We start from the raw sequence: 16981 nt of genomic DNA on the forward strand, positions 1-16981 counted from the left end.
TATGGGGGGCTCACCGTCAGCACGAAGCGCTAATGGCAACGGCCAAACCGCTGGCGATAGGCTTATTTACCTTCACGCTTATTGCCTATGTATGCTTAACCTATGCCTTTGTAACCGACGACTTTAGTGTGGCCTATGTTGCCCAGCACTCAAATAGTCGACTTCCTATCTATTATAAAATTACCGCTGTGTGGGGCGGCCACGAAGGCTCATTTCTGCTGTGGGTGTTGATGCTTTCCATATGGACAGTAGCAGTGGCGATATTCAGCAAGGGTATTCCTCTTGCTATGGTCGCACGGGTGCTGTCGGTATTGGGAATGGTGGGCATCGGTTTTTACTTATTCATGCTGCTTACCTCAAACCCGTTTAACAGCATGCTGCCATTTTTCCCGGTCGATGGGCGAGATCTTAATCCGCTGCTGCAAGATTTTGGCATGATCATTCACCCGCCTATGCTTTACATGGGTTATGTTGGCTTTTCTGTCGCGTTTGCTTTTGCAATTTCAGCACTAATTTCAGGTCAGCTAGACTCAACCTGGGCACGCTGGTCAAGGCCTTGGGTTATCTCTGCCTGGGCATTTCTCACCGTGGGCATTGCGCTAGGCAGCTGGTGGGCGTATTACGAACTTGGCTGGGGTGGCTGGTGGTTCTGGGATCCAGTCGAGAACGCCTCTTTCATGCCTTGGTTGGTAGGTACGGCCCTGATGCATTCGCTGGCAGTGACCGAAAAGCGAAAGGCGTTTAAGTCATGGACAGTGCTACTTGCAATTGCCGCATTTAGTTTGAGTTTATTAGGGACCTTTTTAGTACGTTCCGGGGTCATCGTTTCGGTGCACTCTTTTGCAAGCGATCCTACTCGAGGCTTGTTCATCTTAGGCATATTGATTGTACTTAGCGGTTTTGGATTGCTACTTTATGCCATGCGTGCGGCTTCGCTTAAAAGCCCTGGACGCTACCAAGCCTTTTCTCGAGAAGTGCTGTTGATGGGCAACAATGTCTTTTTGTGTGCTGCAACATTAGTTGTTCTTCTCGGTACGCTACTGCCTCTTGTTCACAAAGAGTTAGGCTTAGGCAGTATTTCCGTAGGCGCTCCGTTCTTTAACCAAATGTTCACCTTGTTGATTGTGCCCTTTGTATTGATGCTTGTGACGGCATTATGGATAAAATGGGAACTGCCCGGGGATTGATTGGGTATGACACCGACGCCAATATGGCCCGACGGTTAAAGGGCGTGCCGCAAAAGTTCAGCCTTTTACGTATGAGGACGGTATTTTACGCCGTTGCTATCTTTGCTGTTTGCGCCTTTATGGTCTATTTGCTTGCCAGTAGATCGCCCTTGGATCTTAATGTGTTGAGGGATCGTAATCCGTTGTTTGTCCAGCTGTCGGACGGCAGTATCCGAAACGGTTATACTGTGAAAATTCTCAACAAAGAACGTATGCAGCAACAGTTCCTAGTGACGGTTACAGGCCTTGATTTTAAGGATATTAAAATTAACGATATTGAAAATGTTGGTCCAGTACCCGTTGTCGACGTTAAATCCGATAACCTGAGGAGTGTTCATTTGTTCCTAACGGTTGATGCACAAGAACTGGAAACGGCCTCTGAACCAATTACAATCACTGTCACGAATAAAGAGACTGGATATAGCGTGTCTAATGATAGTGTATTTATAGGTCCGAACAAATGACTATAGCAGAAAGCGTATCTGTAATGAACAAGGTCCCTACCCCACAAAAGGAAAAGAAATTTACCGGAAAACATTTCCTGATTTCTATTTTATCTTTTTTTGGTGTCATCATCGGTATGAATATCGCATTTATTTATTTTGCGACGAATACATGGACAGGGCTGTCCAAGGAAAATGCTTATGTCGATGGCTTGAACTATAATCAAACGATTGAAGCTGCAAAAATTCAAGAAGAACTCAACTGGCAGAGCTCTCTGGAACTCGTTTCCCAGGGGGCACAGAAAATGATTTCCTTTACATTGCAGGATCAAAATAACCTTAATTTGTCTGGGTTTGACGTTACCGTAAAAATTGGTCGCCCTACTCTTCAAGGGTACGATCAAACACTTGTACTTGCGGAAAGCAGCCGTGGACAATACGAGGCTGTTATTGATCTTCCTTTAAAGGGCCAATGGCATGCCAGTCTTTCTGCAACATCTCCGAACGGGACACCCTTCCAGTTGGAAAAACGTTTTTTCGTGAAGTAGCTTTATAATGTCAAAGTGTTGTTCTGATCTCAATAACCCTAACGTTGAAACTCAGCCGGAGATACCTGCCAGTATAGATCCGACTGCTTACGTCTATAAAAATGAGACTGGGCTTTCACAATTACACTTAATTGTAGATACCATTCACTGTCCATCCTGCATTCGTCTTATTGAGGGCAACCTCAACAAAATGGACGGGATTGAAACAGCACGTGTAAACCTGTCGACAAAACGGTTGTATGTTCTTTGGGACGAAACTAAGACATCAGCCAACGCCATCGTACACAAACTTGACGATCTTGATTTTCCGCCGACGCCCTATAACCCAGCACTTATGAGCTCTGCGAGTAATAAAGAAGACAAAACGCTTTTGAAAGCAATGGGTGTCGCCGGTTTTGCCGCTGCAAATGTTATGTTGCTGTCAATTGCAGTCTGGTCAGGTGTTGATGATATGGGACCAGCAACGCGTGACTTATTACATTGGGTATCTGGCCTCATTGCCTTGCCAACAGTTGCCTATTCAGGACAGCCCTTTTTTAGATCAGCAATTGCAGCTCTGAAAACGCGCAGTTTGAATATGGATGTACCTATATCGCTTGCTGTTCTTCTCGCTGTGGGGATGAGTGTTGCCGAAACCCTGCAAAGTGCACAACATGCTTATTTTGATGCATCCGTTATGCTTTTGTTCTTTCTTCTGATTGGCCGATATCTTGATCGACGGATGCGCAGTAAGGCGCAGTCTGCGGCACAGAACTTGTTATCGCTTCGGGCTATTGCGGCAACTATTATCAAAAATGACGGGACGCATGCTTCGCTGCCTGTAGAGGCTGTTGAACCGGGTATGAAAGTTGCCATTGCTGTCGGAGAAAAAATTCCTGTGGACGGTACTGTCATAAGCGGGAACAGCGAAATTGATAGCTCTTTGATCACTGGGGAATCTTTACCGCAAAAGGTATTGGTAGGCGATGCCGTCTTTGCTGGCACACTTAACGTCTCTACACCTATTGAGGTCGAAGTCACAGCGCAAGACGATCAAACACTGCTTTCTGAAATTGTTAAATTGATGGAAACAGCGGAACAAGGGCGTGCAAAATATGTACGTCTTGCTGATCGAGCCGCTCAAATTTATGCGCCTGTTGTTCATATTCTCTCTGCACTCACCTTTATTGGATGGTGGGCCCTAGGTGATGGTGGATGGCATTTAGCATTAATGAATGCAATTGCCGTTTTGATTATAACGTGCCCCTGCGCTTTGGGACTTGCTGTACCGACAGTGCAGGTTGTTGCTAGTGGCTTGCTGCTACGTAGGGGTATCCTGGTGAAAGCAGCTGATGGGTTAGAACGGTTGGCTGATGCAGACGTTGTGGTCTTCGATAAAACGGGTACCTTGACCAAGGGGCGGCCTGCTTTAATCAATAAAGATACCGTTTCACCAAGCGATTTATCCTTAGCTGCTTCACTGGCCCTTTCAAGCAAACACCCTCTTTCAAAAGCATTGGTCGCCGCCGCTAATGCGCCTGTTGTTAAGAGAGATCAAGTGCATGAAGAACCGGGACAAGGTTTGGAATATTACTTGAATGATAACAGAGTTCGTATTGGTAATCGAAGCTGGTGTGGTATTGTTGATGACGATCAATCACTTGATGACGAGGTTAGTGAGCTATGGCTCTCAGATAATACCGGTAAAAAAGTTCGGTTTACTTTTGAAGATCAATTGAAAGATGATGCATCTGCGGCTGTTGACTATGCACAAAAGCATCTAAAATCTGTTGAAATCCTTTCGGGTGATAGGGAGAGCGCTGTAAAAAAAGCTGCCGAATTGTTGTCTATTAAAAAGTGGATTGCAGGGGCTAATCCAAAAGACAAAATTTCATATTTAGATTCATTAGCAGATCAAGACCATAAGGTTTTGATGGTGGGGGATGGATTAAATGATGCCCCAGCATTGGCCAGTGCCTTTGTATCTGCTTCCCCGGCGACCGCTTCAGATATTAGCCAGACGACGGCCGATTTTATTTTTCAAGGAAATAAACTCAAACCAATCGTAGAGGCAATAACGATTGCAAAAAAAGCACAGCATTTAATCTTCCAGAACTTTGGGTTGGCAATTGTCTATAATATGATTGCTGTACCACTGGCTATGAGTGGATATGTAACGCCGTTAATTGCATCACTTGCGATGTCAGGATCATCCATTGTGGTTACTCTTAATGCCTTGCGGCTCAGACTTTCAGAAAAAGGAGCATAATATGACCGCTCTTACATTTCTTATTCCTATCGCTCTTTTACTCGGCTTACTTGGGCTTGCTGCTTTTTTATGGTCTTTGCGCACAGGGCAATATGATGATCTGGAAGGTGCGGCCTACAGAGCTGTATTTGATGATGATCTCGTTGAAGATGAAGACTTTAGCAAGCACAAATCTGACAGCGACAAAAAAGCGTATACCGTACTTAATGAGGCCGATTACGATGCAAAAGAAAAGGGACAAGACGGTTTGAATAAGTCATTCCCGAAATGTTGCTAAGCATAATAACTATCTTTTGTTTTTGACATTAAGTTTGTATTCCAAATACCTGAGAATACATAACTTTCCCATTTTCAGGGAAGATGTTTTTTCTGAATTCCAATCCCATAAATGCGTCCCCTTTAAAAGGGGCATCCAGATGCTCTGTTAAAGAGCTTGCAAAACCAAATCTGGAATAATAAGCCGGATCGCCGAGAACAATAATGCCGGATAGGTCTTCGATATCTCTGCAAGCTTGAATTCCCCGTTCGACAAGTTGGCTTCCAATACCTTGCCCCTGATAAGCAGGCGTTACAGATAGCGGTGCGAGGCTTGCGGTTTGAATGTGTAGGTGTGGAGATGTAATTTCCATGATGCTGAAAAGAATGTGCCCTATAATTTCCCCCTCTTCTTCAGCAACAAGTCCCAAAAGTACATCATTGTCCAGGTGTAGTTGTTTGATGAGATCACACTCATCCCACTTACCAAAAGCATCGTGAACAACTTGAAAAACCTGTGCACGATCTTTGATCTCTTCTTTCCGAATTTTCATGTCCGGTCCTCTAAATCGGTAGTTCTGTTGAGTATTTTACGTTTCGTAGGGCAAAGCGTGAATTTACTGAGTTAATTATCGGTAAATGTAAAAATTGTTCTGTCAGCATACGATCATAAGATTCAATGTCTTTTGCGATAATGCGTAACAGATAATCTCTGTTACCTGTAATTGTGTAGCATTCCATAATTTCTGGGCGTCGATTGACGATATCTTCGAACTGTCGAACCTGTTCTTCGCTATGCTGAACCAATGTGACTGTTGTAAAGACTGTTACGCTCAGACCTGCAATTTTAGGGTCCAGTAAACACACTTCTTTGCGGATTAGTCCCTCGTCTCGAAAACGTTTTATCCGCCGCCAGCAAGGTGATTGAGAAAGCCCAACAGTCGTAGCTATCTCTGCCGTTGAAAGAGAGGCATCTTTTTGCAGCAAGCTAAGTATTTTTATATCTAGAACATCAAGGTCAATCATTTCAATATACAGCTATTTGTTGAATTAAATTTGTTATTAAATCTGTTTTATGTGGTTTATTAGAACATAATACCCCATATTTTGAGATAAAATAAACAAATAAAGCAGGGATAAAATAATGAGGTAAAAATGGGACACCAAGGGTCTATCTATGAATCTAAAATACCGGATTCAAATGGTTTATATCACTATAGCCGATCTGAGAACGAGATTTGGGGCGATTTAATAAACCGCCAAAACGACATACTTGAAGGCCGGGTATGTGATGAGTTTATCAAGGGTAGGGAAATACTTGGATTAAATAGTAGTCGAGTTCCTCAGTTAAAGGAAATTAGCAATCGTTTGTTCGATGCGACTGGGTTTGGTGTTGAATCTGTTCCCGCTGTAATCCCCCCGAAAGATTTTTTCGCCATTCTGGCAAACAGACGCTTTCCTGCAGCAACCTTTATCCGGTTAAGGGAAGATTTTGATTATATAAAAGAGCCTGATATTTTTCATGAGATATATGGTCACTGCCCTATGTTGACCAACCAATCTTTTGCTGATTATGTTCAGGAGTACGGTAAACTCGCTCTCTCTGTTGAAAAGCAATACATGTGGCCTTTACAAAGACTTTTCTGGTTTACCGTTGAATTTGGTCTGATCAAAACGGATATGGGAAACCGTATATACGGTGCTGGTCTGGCATCTTCATCGGGTGAATCTGTTTATTGTATGGACAACAAAGAACCGACAATTATGGAATTTGATCCGTTAAGTATATTCAGAACAAACTATCGAATTGATATCTATCAACCGATCTATTATATGATTAATAGCTTTGAACAACTGTTTGATACCATAATGTCAGACTTGCTCCCAGTTATTGATCATGCAAAACAGCTTGGAAATATTAATCCTGCACCATTAGCCCCGGATCAGAAACCACACTAAGATAGCTTATATCTTTTGTAACCTCCTCTTGTTAGAGGAGGTTTTCCGCTTTACGGGTTACATGACCTAAAGATTCCGGCTAGAAGGCTTTATAGTAGCAATTTTAGTTAAATTGTAGTAAGAGACTGTTAACCAAACTTAAGTGGATGAGAAAGCTTCTAGTACGGGGACGAGCTTAATGCATCAGGGGGCCATAAAAAACTCAACAAATATAGAGGCGGCACTTAAACGTGATCAGCCCAAACATTTGTCGTTGGTCCATGATCCTAACAGTAAGTGGGCTATTCTTACAAAACAAGCTCACCGCATTTATCATTATCGTTTAACCCAACATAATCTCTCTACCCAAGACAAAGAAGCTCTAATGTTGGCACGTAATGAACTTCTTGCATTGGCGAAGTCATTAAAGGCAACCTCTGCCGTTCAGAATATCATTAATGCAGATTAAGCTGATCTTGTAATTTTGATAATTGTTCTTCCATTCCCTCTACAATAAAAATTGCCCCGGTTGCGCCAAAATCTTTTTGGATAATTTTAACGCCAATCTGGTCACAGAGGTATTCAGCGTGCGATATGGATTTGAAAGGTAAAGCTAGTTCTTGTTGGTGTAATTTAACGTAGGCCAACAGGTGTGCATTTTGAATAACCTGTTTCGTACTTTCACTATAGGCACGAACCAAACCGCCGGTCCCCAGCTTTGTGCCGCCAAAAAAACGAACTGTAATAACCGCCGTATTAATCAGAGAATTCCCCTGTAAGACTTTGAGGGTTGGGGGACCCGAGGTTCCCGCGGGCTCACCATCATCGCTAGATCCCTCTTCTATTTGATCGTATTGGTTGAGCCTTCTAAACGCCCAAACATAGTGATTTGCTTTTTTAAACTCGTCACGTAATTCAGCTAGGCGTTTATCAAAAGAAGAAATTGGCATTAAGTACGAAATAAAACGAGATTTCTTTTCGTCAATTTCCGTAAAACTTTCACAATCAACGTAAAACATTATTCAGTGAGAACTGCGATGGGACCTTTTGCAGATTTATGAATGAATTGTTTGATATAGGGATTATCTGTCTCGTCTAATTCATTGGTTGGCCCAAACCAAACCACTCTTCCTTGATGTAACATCATTATGTTCGTGGATATTTTTCGAGCGGAATCTAGATCACTGCTAATAACAATTGATGTTGTATTATGTTCTTTTGTTTGTTGCTTTATGAGTTGGCTAATTGAATTACTCATAATTGGGTCAAGACCAGCTGTTGGCTCATCCAATAACAAAAACTCAGGATCGCCAGCAAAGGCCCGGGCAAGTCCGACTCGTTTCTGCATACCGCCAGATAGCTCTGCTGGATATAGATCGGCAACTTCAGGTCTTAACCCAACTCTATCTAACAGCTTTATTACATCGTTTTTTATTATCTCTTTATTCGCATTTGGCTTTTTTAGCTCTTTAAAACCAATGTTTTCCCAAACTGTCATTGAATCAAATAGCGCTGATTGTTGGAAAAGCATACCAAATCGGTCAAGGAAGTTTGATGAATTTTCCTGAACGTCTTCTTTGGGAGAGCCTTGGATAAAGATGTTACCCGTATCTTGAGGCGTAATACCAAGCAAGGTTTTAAGCAGCAGTGTTTTTCCACTACCTGACGGGCCTATGATAACAAGAGTTTCCCCTAATTGTATTTTAAAACTCAGGTCGTCAAGCGCTTTAAGGCCATTAAAGCTTTTGTTGAGGCCTTTTGCTTCAAGAGCTGTTTTTGTTTCGTTGATTTCGGTATTCATACCGACTAATCCCCCAAGCGTCAGATTACTTGCGCCAAGATTATCATAGACGAACAATAATACCAGCCTGATAAGTTGTTGAATTCATATACTGATACGTAAATCAAAAAAACCTCTGGCCCTTAAAGGGGCAGAGGTTTCTGTTGGTCGGAGTAGCAGGATTCGAACCTGCGACCCCTTGGCCCCCAGCCAAGTGCGCTACCAGACTGCGCTATACTCCGATAGAAAAAAACTTAAGCTGTAATACTTAAGATTTCTCGGCACTATATACATTCGCTATAAGTGCAAGGCAATGCTGTTGAGAGAAAAAAGTGAAATTTTAGTCAAGCAAAGCCCGAATAGATTTTAGCTCATCCAAAATTTCTTTTTGATGATCAAGAGAAAGGCCAACAAACTGTTCTGTTATGCTTTTTTGCTCTTCTTTGCTTTGTACGTTTTTGGAGGAATCTTTTGCTGTAATTTCTTTTTTCTGGTCAGACTTTTGTTCATCAACTGATTTTTGGGGTTTAAATGCACCCTCTTTAAACAGTTTTTGAACACCCTTAATGGTATACCCGTCTTTGTAGAGAAGGTCTCTTATCTGACGAAGTATTTTCAGGTCTTCCGGGCGATAATAACGTCTGCGTCCCGCGCGTTTCAAAGGTTTAACTTGAGGGAATTTTGTTTCCCAGAACCTCAGCACATGCTGTGGTACATTCAAGTCTCCAGATACTTCGCTAATCGTCCGGAACGCAGCCGCAGATTTACTAGAGGTTTCCGCAGCAGACATTTGCAGATTAAACTCCTGCTTTTTTAGATTTTATCAGTTTGTTACTGATACGTTCCGATAAAATAATACGATACTTTAAGAAAGAGACGTATTTATTTTATTTTTCAAAACATGAGAAGCTCGAAATACGAGAACTCTGCGTGGTAAAATTGGAACTTCTTCCCCGGTTTTTGGGTTACGTCCAATACGTTCACCTTTCTCACGAACGGCGAAACTACCAAAAGACGATATCTTAACCGAATCACCTTTGATCAAGGTGTCAGAAATTTCATTCAGAACAGATTCTACCAAATCTGCAGACTCATTTCTGGATAGGCCAACTTCTTGATATACGGCTTCACTGAGATCAGCACGAGTGACTGTAGTGCTCATAATGAAGTTCCACTCCCCTTGTTATCGTTATGTGAATTTTCCGGAAAAAACCAGTAATTCAGATGATATACAAAGCGATTTTGCTAAACTTTTCAGGAAATTACAAGTTTAATCTCATAAAGGTGCTGCATGACATCTTTTCAGATACGTTTACGTTACCAACGTATCAGCGCAGACCCCCACGTAAAACCACCGCCCATGGCTGCCATCATGATCATATCACCGCGTTTAATTCGGCCATCATAAACGGCTTCGGTCAATGCCAAAGGAATAGAAGCAGCAGAGGTGTTTGCATGTTTATCAACAGTCACGACAACCCGCTCTTTGGGAAGTTTTAATTTTTTTCCCATTGATTCAATAATACGGATATTTGCTTGATGCGGAACGAGCCAATCAATATCTTCAGGGCCTAAATTTGACTTTTTAAGCGCGGCATCAATTGCCTCTGGCATTCTTGTGACAGCTTGTCGGAACACCTCTTTGCCTTCCATACGAAGGAAACCAGCTGTTCCGGTTGAAGATGGTCCACCATCCACATAAAGCGCATCATGACAGCGCCCATCCGCATAAATGTGCGAGCTTAAAACACCACTATCGTTCGCGTCTCCATTACCTTCTTCGGCCTGAAGCACAATTGCACCTGCTCCATCACCAAAAAGAACGCAAGTAGAACGATCGTCCCAGTCGAGAATACGGGAAAAGGTTTCTGCGCCAATTAGTAATGCTGTTTTTGCTTGGCCAGTTTGGATCAAACTATCAACAACCGATAGACCATAGACAAAACCACTGCAAACTGCTTGTAGATCAAAGGCAGCGCCTCTGGTTATCCCGAGGTTCTTTTGAACAACGGTTGCTGTAGCTGGGAAGGTCTCATCTGGAGTTGCGGTCGCACAAACAATAAGATCAACATCTGAAACATCAATATTGGCATGCTCCAAAGCTGCAAGCGCAGCCTTTGTTGCCAAATCAGAAGTTAATTCGTTTTCGCCGGCAATATACCTGTGTTTGATGCCCGTGCGCTGTTGAATCCATTCGTCTGATGTATTAACACGTTCGGCTAACTGATCATTTGTCAGAATACGTTCTGGTAAATAAGAGCCACAGCCTTTGATATTTGCACGTACGATCATTCAAACCCAGCCTGCTCATTTATCGGTTCGCGTGTCAACGAATCGAAATCTTCACGAATTTTGGTGACAATATCCTGGTCACGCATATCAACGGCGACGCCTATGGCATTTGCAAACCCGATAGCATCAGTACCACCATGGCTTTTAACGGCAATACCGTTAAGACCAAGAAAGATAGCCCCATTATACAGGCGAGGGTCAACACGTTTCTTTAATTTAGTAAGCGCAGAACTTGCCAAAAGATATCCTAGGCTGGCTAGCATACTACTTTTGAAGGTCTGTCTAAAGAATTCAGAGATAAGTTTTGCGGTGCCTTCGGCTGTCTTCAGGGCAACGTTACCAGTAAAGCCATCAGTAACAATAACATCCACAGTGCCTTTACCGATGTCATCGCCTTCTACAAAGCCAATGAAATCACCAGGCAGGTCTGCTTTTCGGAGCATTGAGCTCGCAACTTGCAGGTATTCATGCCCTTTCACATCTTCGGATCCGACATTCAAAATACCAACCGAAGGTTCCTGTACGCCCAGGACACAGCGGGCAAAGGCATTCCCCATGACAGCAAAATCGACAAGATTATCAGCATCACAGCTAAGGTTAGCCCCAAGATCCAACATGAGGGATTCCCCACGTAATGTTGGAAAGAACGAGGCAATCGCAGGGCGATCGACACCAGGAAGGGTTTTAAGGACAAACTTTGACATAGCCATCAGAGCACCAGTATTTCCGGCGGAAACAACACCATCCGCACGGCCATCCTGTACTGCATTTATGGCAAGACGCATTGATGACTTACGCCCAGAGCGTAAGGCCACTGCAGGTTTATCATCACTGAGAACTTTGTCCTCTGTATGAATAAACTCAACGACATCTTTTAATTTGGTCGTTTTGTCGAGCAGAGGCATAACCTCTTGCTCTCGACCGAACATGAGAAATCTAACGTTAGGATATCTTTGTGAAGCTATTTCAGCTCCATGTACTACGATATCCGGTGCGTCATCACCTCCCATTGCATCTAAGGCTATGGTTATGCTACCGCTCACTGGTTTCCCGCTTGTCAAATTGATCCATAAAAGAAAGGCCGACCAATATAATGATCGGCCTATCACAAAAGACTATTTTGACAAGCCTTAGGCTTCAGCTTCTGCTATGTCACGGCCATCATAAGTGCCGCATGAAGCACAAACATGGTGTGGGCGTTTCAGCTCACCACAGTTTGGACATTCTTGTGAAACGCTTGAAGGAAGCGCATCGTGTGACCGACGTTGACCACGACGGGAATTACTAATCTTACTCTTTGGAACAGCCATTGCTCTAACTCTCGCATTCAGCTTTAATAAAAAACTCGCCGCTTATTAACGAATAACTTCGCTTACGGCAAGCCCTAACTAAGGTAAATATACCCTACTTTTTAATTTGCAGGTTTTTTAGTACAGAAAACGGGCTCGTTTTTGCTGCTTCCTGCATTTCTTCTTCATCTGGCGCTTCGTCCACAGAATCGCCATCCCAAGTAGAATTAGGTACTTTCGGATAAGGGTCTAACATAACAGCTAGTTGCTGAACAATAGCCTCTCCAAAATCAATTCCTTTTGGATCTGCCATTTCAGGCGGATCTTCCGCATCAATATCAATCAGGATTTCGTCTGTTGTCTCTCGGATAGACTCAAAACTATAGAGTATATCAAAAGGTTCATTGATCTTCGCCGTCACAGGTTCTGCAGATAAAATGCAGGATTGTGTAACATCGGCTTTCAATTGACCTTTTACTTCAAGCAACGATCCCTTCCCTTTTGGGTCAAGTTCCAGTGTTGCGGAAAGCGATTTTAATTCAATTAAATCAAATCTTTTTGCCACAGCTTCACACTCTTCTGGTTTCGCTTTTATATTTAAAACCTGTGAGCGTGCTTGAACTTTATCAACGGGATAGCGACGCGAAAATTCACTTTCGCACGGCGTTTCCATTGCTGAACTCCTGATTATATTTGAAACGATATTATCTTTGATTAAGTGTTTTCTTAAACAGATAACAAGCTAATATTACACTTAAATTCAAGATTGCGCACAATAAGGGCCGTAAAATTATCGGTCAAATTATTTTATTGCAACGCAGCTATACTAGACTTTAAGGGCAAAAGGTAATCTTGCCCGACATCAACTGTATGATTTCTTGCCCTTTTAGGTGTTCGATTTGCCGGGTTATATATTTACGCATGTATTGCAGCGATTCTTTGTCGGCACCGGTCGTTCCGTAAAGGTTGCGTTCCAGCGCACTTTCGAGGTCCTCCTCTTCAAGAGGCAATGCTTCTTCGTAAGCTGCTAAACGGCCATAGAAACCCTGTAACATGGCCTTCACACGTTTACCAACGCCAACATCCCCAACACCCATTTCCCTCAGGCTAAGGTCCATATCATAAAACATTAAATCAAAGAGCTTTTGAGAAAACGTTTCTGTTGTCTGTTTGTCATCCTTTAATCTGTGCAGTACCAAGAACATGTGTAATGTAATCATATCGAAACGCCCATCCAAGCTATCAGGTACAGAATAATTTTCGTAAAATTCTTTCTTACGTGCCTGTGACATGAGGTTCGCATATAGATCATGCACCGCATCAGATTCGCTATCGCGACGAAAAAGCTTCCTGAACAACTACTGAACCCTTCGATATTATCAGCTTGGATTTATGACTCGAAAAAAGTATATAGACGAGTATAGTGCCTGTGTAACGCGTATGGTTTAGCAAAAACATCTTTTATGTTAAATAGCCATTCGCTCATATTTAGATCAATAAGGTCAGAATACGATTATGTCTCATAAAGTTTCCTCTAAAGCCAAAATGCTTTTGGCTGCAATGCTTATCCCTTTTGCACTGAGTGCCTGTGAAAGCCGTGTAAATGTAAGAGGAAACTACCCCGACCCGGAAGAGGTCAGCAAACTTGAAACAGGTGTATCCAGTCGTCGTGATGTTGCTGAATTATTAGGTTCACCATCTACCCTCTCTACATTTAAAGATCAGGTCTGGTACTACGTTGGTGAAAGAGTTGAAAAAACAGCCTTTTACGACCCTGTTGTTCTTGAGCGTAGTATTCTTGTCGTTAAATTTTCCGAGGATGGAAAATTAGAAGAATCACAACAGTTTGCACTGGAAGACGGACGTATCATTGACCCTGTCACACGGGTAACACCAACAGAGGGACAAGATCTGACAATTATTCAACAGCTTCTTGGTAACCTTGGTAAATTTACCCCAGGTGGCGATAACTAATTCAACTAGATTACTTTCGGTGAAGACAATCTACGCCTTAACGGGTGTCGATATATCAAATGGACAGCAATAAAAATTCCCACTGGAATGAATGCCAGGGTGTTAACTGCTGTCCAGCCGAATTTATCAAAAACAAAACCAGAGCTGAAGGCTGTTGTTGCGACAACCCCGAAAACTAAAAGCTCGTTAAAGGCTTGAACTTTGGCTTTTTCCTCTGGCCTGTATGATTCCGTTAGCATGGCACTGCCCCCGACATAAAGAAAATTCCAACCAAGGCCTAACGTAACCAGTCCAAACCAAAAATTTTCGATCTCTATGCCAGTCAAATTGATGGCCGCGGCCATTGCGATTAGAGAAACCCCAGCTATCTGGACCTTGATTAGACCAAATCGGTTGATAATAGACCCTGTAAAGAAGGATGGCGCATACATACCAAATACGTGCCATTGGATAACAAAGGCGGCCGCGTCAAAGGGATGTGCGCAGGCAATCATCGCTGCTGGTGTTATGCTCATGATTAGATTCATACATGCATAGCTAACAATACCGCTAAGTACAGCGACAAAGAAAACGGGTTGTCGGGCTATTTCTAAAATAGACCTACCACTTGATTTTAGCTCATGTACTGCGAGTTTGGGGATGTTCAAAAACTGTACGATCAATAATGTTACGAAACAAAGACCCGTGATCGCATAAAAGCTTCCTACAAATAATATTGGGCCAAAATACTCTAGATCTTTTGACCATTTTGCCAATTCAGGCCCTGCAAAAGCGGATATAACGCCGCCTGCCATAACGAGGGAAATAGCTTTGTTTTTAAAAACTTCTGTAGCGGTATCTGCAGCCGCGAAGCGATAATAAGCGACCGTTGATGTGAAAGCCCCAAAAAGAAATGAGCTTAAACAAAAAAGCTCAAAGTTATTATCCAGAACGGCTTGAGCAGAGAAAAAACCTGATAGAGCACCGCAAATAGCCCCAAGACTAAAGCCTGCACGACGTCCGTAATGTTTCATAAAATATGAAATGGGTAATGCGCATATCATCATGCTTAAAAACTGGAGTGATAAAGGCAGTGTTCCATATGACTTGTCGTCGGCAAGCGTCGTTCCAACAAGAGCACTCATGGAAATAAGCATAGAGCTACAGCTCATCCCCAAGGCTTGGCAGATGGCAAGAAAAATGACATTAGATTTGGTAGGGTCGTGCTTCGGCATGTATGGGTCTCTACTTGATTGCAAGCAACCATACACAGGACTTGTATCTAATTCCAAGGGGAATTAGTTTTGTCATAATGAATTGTTAAATCTAACTGTTTGAGGGTTTTGTAATACCTTCAATAAGAAGCTCAACATCACGTACAACCCCCTTGCCCATAACTTTATCAGCAACATCGATCAGACGTTTGGTGATTTTATCGTTCACATACCCATCTTGAGTGAAGTATCTGTAATAATAAAGGGAATGAAGCTCTGTCATAAAGTCGTTTTGTAGCCGAATTTGCCAGCGTTCAGCATTAATAAGGTCGGGACCTTCTGCGACTTCTATCGTGATTTTTACTGTGACATGATGCGTCACAACACCTTCTTTGATAAGGTGAATTACGGTTGGCGAAAATTCGAGAAAAGCAGATGGGATTTCAGGAATTTCTTCGACAACTTCTTCTTCGCTATCTGGTGCTTTCAAAAAAAACCACCACCCGGCAAACCCACCGCCCCCAAGCAGCAAGATTATTGCAATGAGTATGATAATTTTTTTCATTTAACCACCAGAGTGAAATGTCTTTAGATGTAATAGTAATAATAAGGTTTAGTTTAAATTAAACAAAGGGTATTCACTCAAATGAATTAAATACTAAAAATGTTTCCAACCATATTCGCTGACAGGCATGCTCTTATTATCTTTATCTAATAACAAGACACCTCGCCCTCTAGTCAAAACGCCTATTCGTGTAACTGGAATATTTAACTTTTCTGATAATTCAATAACTTTGCCTTTGTTGCTATGTGATGCTGTGAACAATAGTTCGTAATCATCACCGCCTGAAGCCGCCAGATGAATTTCAGGATCTGTGATATCTTGGTACATATCTCTAAAGGGATTAGACAAAGGTATTTTTGAGGCGGTTATGCTAGCCTGAAGGTGTGAACCGTCTGCAATATGTTTGACATCGGCAAGAAGTCCGTCGGATACATCAAGGGCCGTTTTGCTGATGTCTTGTTCTAACAAGGCAATGCCCAAAGGGGTTCTTGGTTGAGGAACTCTATATCTGTCTATTAAAAAAGATTTTGCCGCAGAATTTTTTGTATTAATCTCCCCTTTGAGGAGCTTCAAACCAGCAGCAGAATCTCCAATAGTGCCACTTACCCAGATATCATCTCCCTCTTTAGCAGTCGTTCGGTGTAAGCATTTACCGCGCGGGACAGAACCAAAACAAGTAAGAGAAATCGTCAATGGCCCGGGCGTTGAAACGGTGTCGCCGCCAATCAGGTGGCATCCAAAAATTTTCTGATCGTCTGCTAGACCCTGAGTGAACGATCTCACCCAATCACTTGCAAGTGATGCACTGTAGGAGATTGAAAGTGTGTAACCTTTTGGTTTAGCCCCCATGGCAGCTAAGTCAGAAAGGTTTACCCGTAGAGCTTTGCGCGCGATACCTTCGGCAGGATCAGTTGATAAAAAATGGACACTCTCGACAAGAGTATCCATTGTAACAACGGTAGACCGATCAGGATTTTCACTAATCAGTGCAGCATCATTTGTAAGGTTATAGGCTTCGGGATAACCAGCAGTAAGCGGCGCAAAATAGCTTTTGATTAGATCAAATTCTGTTTTGTCCACCTGGAAAGTCCTGTTGGAATTATATTAAAATTCGTCTTTGCGCAGGCTGTGTGCAAGACGATCCAAAACACCGTTTACCATGGCTGTTTCTTTATCACCAAGAAACGCATGAGCGACATCAACATATTCAGAAATAATCACTTTTGCGGG

General features: G+C 42.6%; 23 protein-coding genes and 1 tRNA gene. 8 read left to right on the top strand and 16 right to left on the bottom strand.

The genetic code is table 11. The annotated features are described in order from the left end of the window. From Q0241_RS07460 to ccoS, 5 genes are all read left to right on the top strand, one after another. Nucleotides 1–1187: heme lyase CcmF/NrfE family subunit (locus Q0241_RS07460; RefSeq protein ID WP_299375455.1), on the top strand; the 1187-nt coding region annotated here is incomplete at its 5' end. After that, nucleotides 1154–1690, top strand: a complete 537-nt coding sequence (locus tag Q0241_RS07465; RefSeq protein WP_299375516.1) for a FixG Ig-like domain-containing protein — start codon at nt 1154–1156, stop codon at nt 1688–1690. The genes Q0241_RS07460 and Q0241_RS07465, both read left to right, overlap by 34 nt. Then, nucleotides 1687–2217, top strand: a complete 531-nt coding sequence (locus Q0241_RS07470) for a FixH family protein (protein ID WP_299375458.1) — start codon at nt 1687–1689, stop codon at nt 2215–2217. The genes Q0241_RS07465 and Q0241_RS07470 overlap by 4 nt, the downstream gene beginning before the upstream one ends. Before the next feature lie 7 nt (nt 2218–2224). Then, nucleotides 2225–4465 (top strand): cation-translocating P-type ATPase, encoded by a 2241-nt coding sequence (locus Q0241_RS07475; protein WP_299375462.1) that lies wholly within the window; start codon nt 2225–2227, stop codon nt 4463–4465. 1 nt (nt 4466) lies between these two features. Beyond that, the gene (gene ccoS / locus Q0241_RS07480) at nt 4467–4742 is read left to right on the top strand and encodes a cbb3-type cytochrome oxidase assembly protein CcoS (RefSeq protein WP_299375465.1); all 276 of its coding nucleotides are present in this window, start codon (nt 4467–4469) and stop codon (nt 4740–4742) included. A gap of 28 nt (nt 4743–4770) precedes the next feature. Here ccoS and Q0241_RS07485 read toward each other — a convergent pair whose 3' ends face one another. Together Q0241_RS07485 and Q0241_RS07490 are read right to left on the bottom strand one after the other, a co-directional pair. Then, on the bottom strand, nt 4771–5274 hold the full coding sequence (locus tag Q0241_RS07485) for a GNAT family N-acetyltransferase (RefSeq protein ID WP_299375468.1): 504 nt from the start codon (nt 5272–5274) through the stop codon (nt 4771–4773). A gap of 10 nt (nt 5275–5284) precedes the next feature. Further along, nucleotides 5285–5746 carry an Lrp/AsnC family transcriptional regulator gene (locus tag Q0241_RS07490; protein WP_299375471.1) on the bottom strand — a complete coding sequence of 154 codons (462 nt, stop codon included), beginning with the start codon at nt 5744–5746 and terminating at the stop codon, nt 5285–5287. Between the two features lie 129 nt (nt 5747–5875). On the opposite strand from Q0241_RS07490, the gene phhA reads away from it, so the two are divergent. After that, complete coding sequence (gene phhA / locus Q0241_RS07495; RefSeq protein WP_299375474.1) at nt 5876–6679, top strand: phenylalanine 4-monooxygenase; 804 nt, start codon at nt 5876–5878, stop codon at nt 6677–6679. 178 nt (nt 6680–6857) lie between these two features. Further along, nucleotides 6858–7127, top strand: a complete 270-nt coding sequence (locus Q0241_RS07500) for a hypothetical protein (protein ID WP_299375476.1) — start codon at nt 6858–6860, stop codon at nt 7125–7127. Here the strand turns inward: Q0241_RS07500 and Q0241_RS07505 are convergent. The 10 genes from Q0241_RS07505 to Q0241_RS07550 all read right to left on the bottom strand — a co-directional run bounded on the left by Q0241_RS07505 (nt 7114) and on the right by Q0241_RS07550 (nt 13377). After that, the gene (locus Q0241_RS07505; RefSeq protein ID WP_299375479.1) at nt 7114–7677 is read right to left on the bottom strand and encodes a YigZ family protein; all 564 of its coding nucleotides are present in this window, start codon (nt 7675–7677) and stop codon (nt 7114–7116) included. The two genes, Q0241_RS07500 and Q0241_RS07505, sit on opposite strands and share 14 nt — an antisense overlap. Next, nucleotides 7677–8459 (bottom strand): ATP-binding cassette domain-containing protein, encoded by a 783-nt coding sequence (locus tag Q0241_RS07510; protein WP_299375482.1) that lies wholly within the window; start codon nt 8457–8459, stop codon nt 7677–7679. The genes Q0241_RS07505 and Q0241_RS07510 overlap by 1 nt, the downstream gene beginning before the upstream one ends. A 144-nt stretch (nt 8460–8603) precedes the next feature. Next, a tRNA-Pro gene (locus Q0241_RS07515) sits at nt 8604–8680 on the bottom strand. A 98-nt stretch (nt 8681–8778) separates the two neighbouring features. After that, nucleotides 8779–9228 (bottom strand): MerR family transcriptional regulator, encoded by a 450-nt coding sequence (locus Q0241_RS07520; RefSeq protein WP_299375485.1) that lies wholly within the window; start codon nt 9226–9228, stop codon nt 8779–8781. A 75-nt stretch (nt 9229–9303) separates the two neighbouring features. Then, nucleotides 9304–9603: an integration host factor subunit alpha gene (locus tag Q0241_RS07525; protein WP_085902237.1), complete on the bottom strand. Its 300-nt coding sequence runs from the start codon at nt 9601–9603 to the stop codon at nt 9304–9306. 152 nt (nt 9604–9755) lie between these two features. Continuing rightward, nucleotides 9756–10730, bottom strand: a complete 975-nt coding sequence (locus Q0241_RS07530; RefSeq protein ID WP_299375488.1) for a beta-ketoacyl-ACP synthase III — start codon at nt 10728–10730, stop codon at nt 9756–9758. Then, complete coding sequence (gene plsX, locus Q0241_RS07535; protein WP_299375491.1) at nt 10727–11773, bottom strand: phosphate acyltransferase PlsX; 1047 nt, start codon at nt 11771–11773, stop codon at nt 10727–10729. Before plsX ends, Q0241_RS07530 begins: the two co-directional genes overlap by 4 nt. Nucleotides 11774–11860: 87 nt before the next feature. Beyond that, nucleotides 11861–12040 (bottom strand): 50S ribosomal protein L32, encoded by a 180-nt coding sequence (rpmF, locus tag Q0241_RS07540; protein WP_299375494.1) that lies wholly within the window; start codon nt 12038–12040, stop codon nt 11861–11863. A 94-nt stretch (nt 12041–12134) separates the two neighbouring features. Then, nucleotides 12135–12692, bottom strand: coding sequence for a DUF177 domain-containing protein (locus Q0241_RS07545; protein WP_299375497.1), 558 nt, complete (start codon nt 12690–12692; stop codon nt 12135–12137). 160 nt (nt 12693–12852) lie between these two features. Continuing rightward, entirely contained in the window at nt 12853–13377 is a 525-nt protein-coding gene (locus Q0241_RS07550; RefSeq protein ID WP_299375500.1) for a ubiquinol-cytochrome C chaperone family protein, read from the bottom strand. A 157-nt stretch (nt 13378–13534) separates the two neighbouring features. On the opposite strand from Q0241_RS07550, the gene bamE reads away from it, so the two are divergent. Next, on the top strand, nt 13535–13993 hold the full coding sequence (bamE, locus tag Q0241_RS07555) for an outer membrane protein assembly factor BamE (protein ID WP_299375504.1): 459 nt from the start codon (nt 13535–13537) through the stop codon (nt 13991–13993). Between the two features lie 5 nt (nt 13994–13998). Here the strand turns inward: bamE and Q0241_RS07560 are convergent, their stop codons facing one another. The 4 genes from Q0241_RS07560 to Q0241_RS07575 form a co-directional block, all read right to left on the bottom strand. Continuing rightward, a complete protein-coding gene (locus Q0241_RS07560) occupies nt 13999–15207 on the bottom strand; it encodes an MFS transporter (RefSeq protein WP_299375507.1) in 1209 nt (402 codons plus the stop codon). 91 nt (nt 15208–15298) lie between these two features. Then, entirely contained in the window at nt 15299–15751 is a 453-nt protein-coding gene (locus Q0241_RS07565) for a hypothetical protein (RefSeq protein WP_299375510.1), read from the bottom strand. Between the two features lie 93 nt (nt 15752–15844). Continuing rightward, the gene (gene thiL / locus Q0241_RS07570) at nt 15845–16831 is read right to left on the bottom strand and encodes a thiamine-phosphate kinase (protein ID WP_299375513.1); all 987 of its coding nucleotides are present in this window, start codon (nt 16829–16831) and stop codon (nt 15845–15847) included. 24 nt (nt 16832–16855) lie between these two features. Further along, the gene (locus Q0241_RS07575; RefSeq protein WP_299375526.1) at nt 16856–16972 is read right to left on the bottom strand and encodes a transcription antitermination factor NusB; all 117 of its coding nucleotides are present in this window, start codon (nt 16970–16972) and stop codon (nt 16856–16858) included. Nucleotides 16973–16981 lie beyond the last annotated feature (9 nt).

Source organism: uncultured Kiloniella sp., from assembly GCF_937128705.1.
Lineage (GTDB): Bacteria > Pseudomonadota > Alphaproteobacteria > Kiloniellales > Kiloniellaceae > Kiloniella.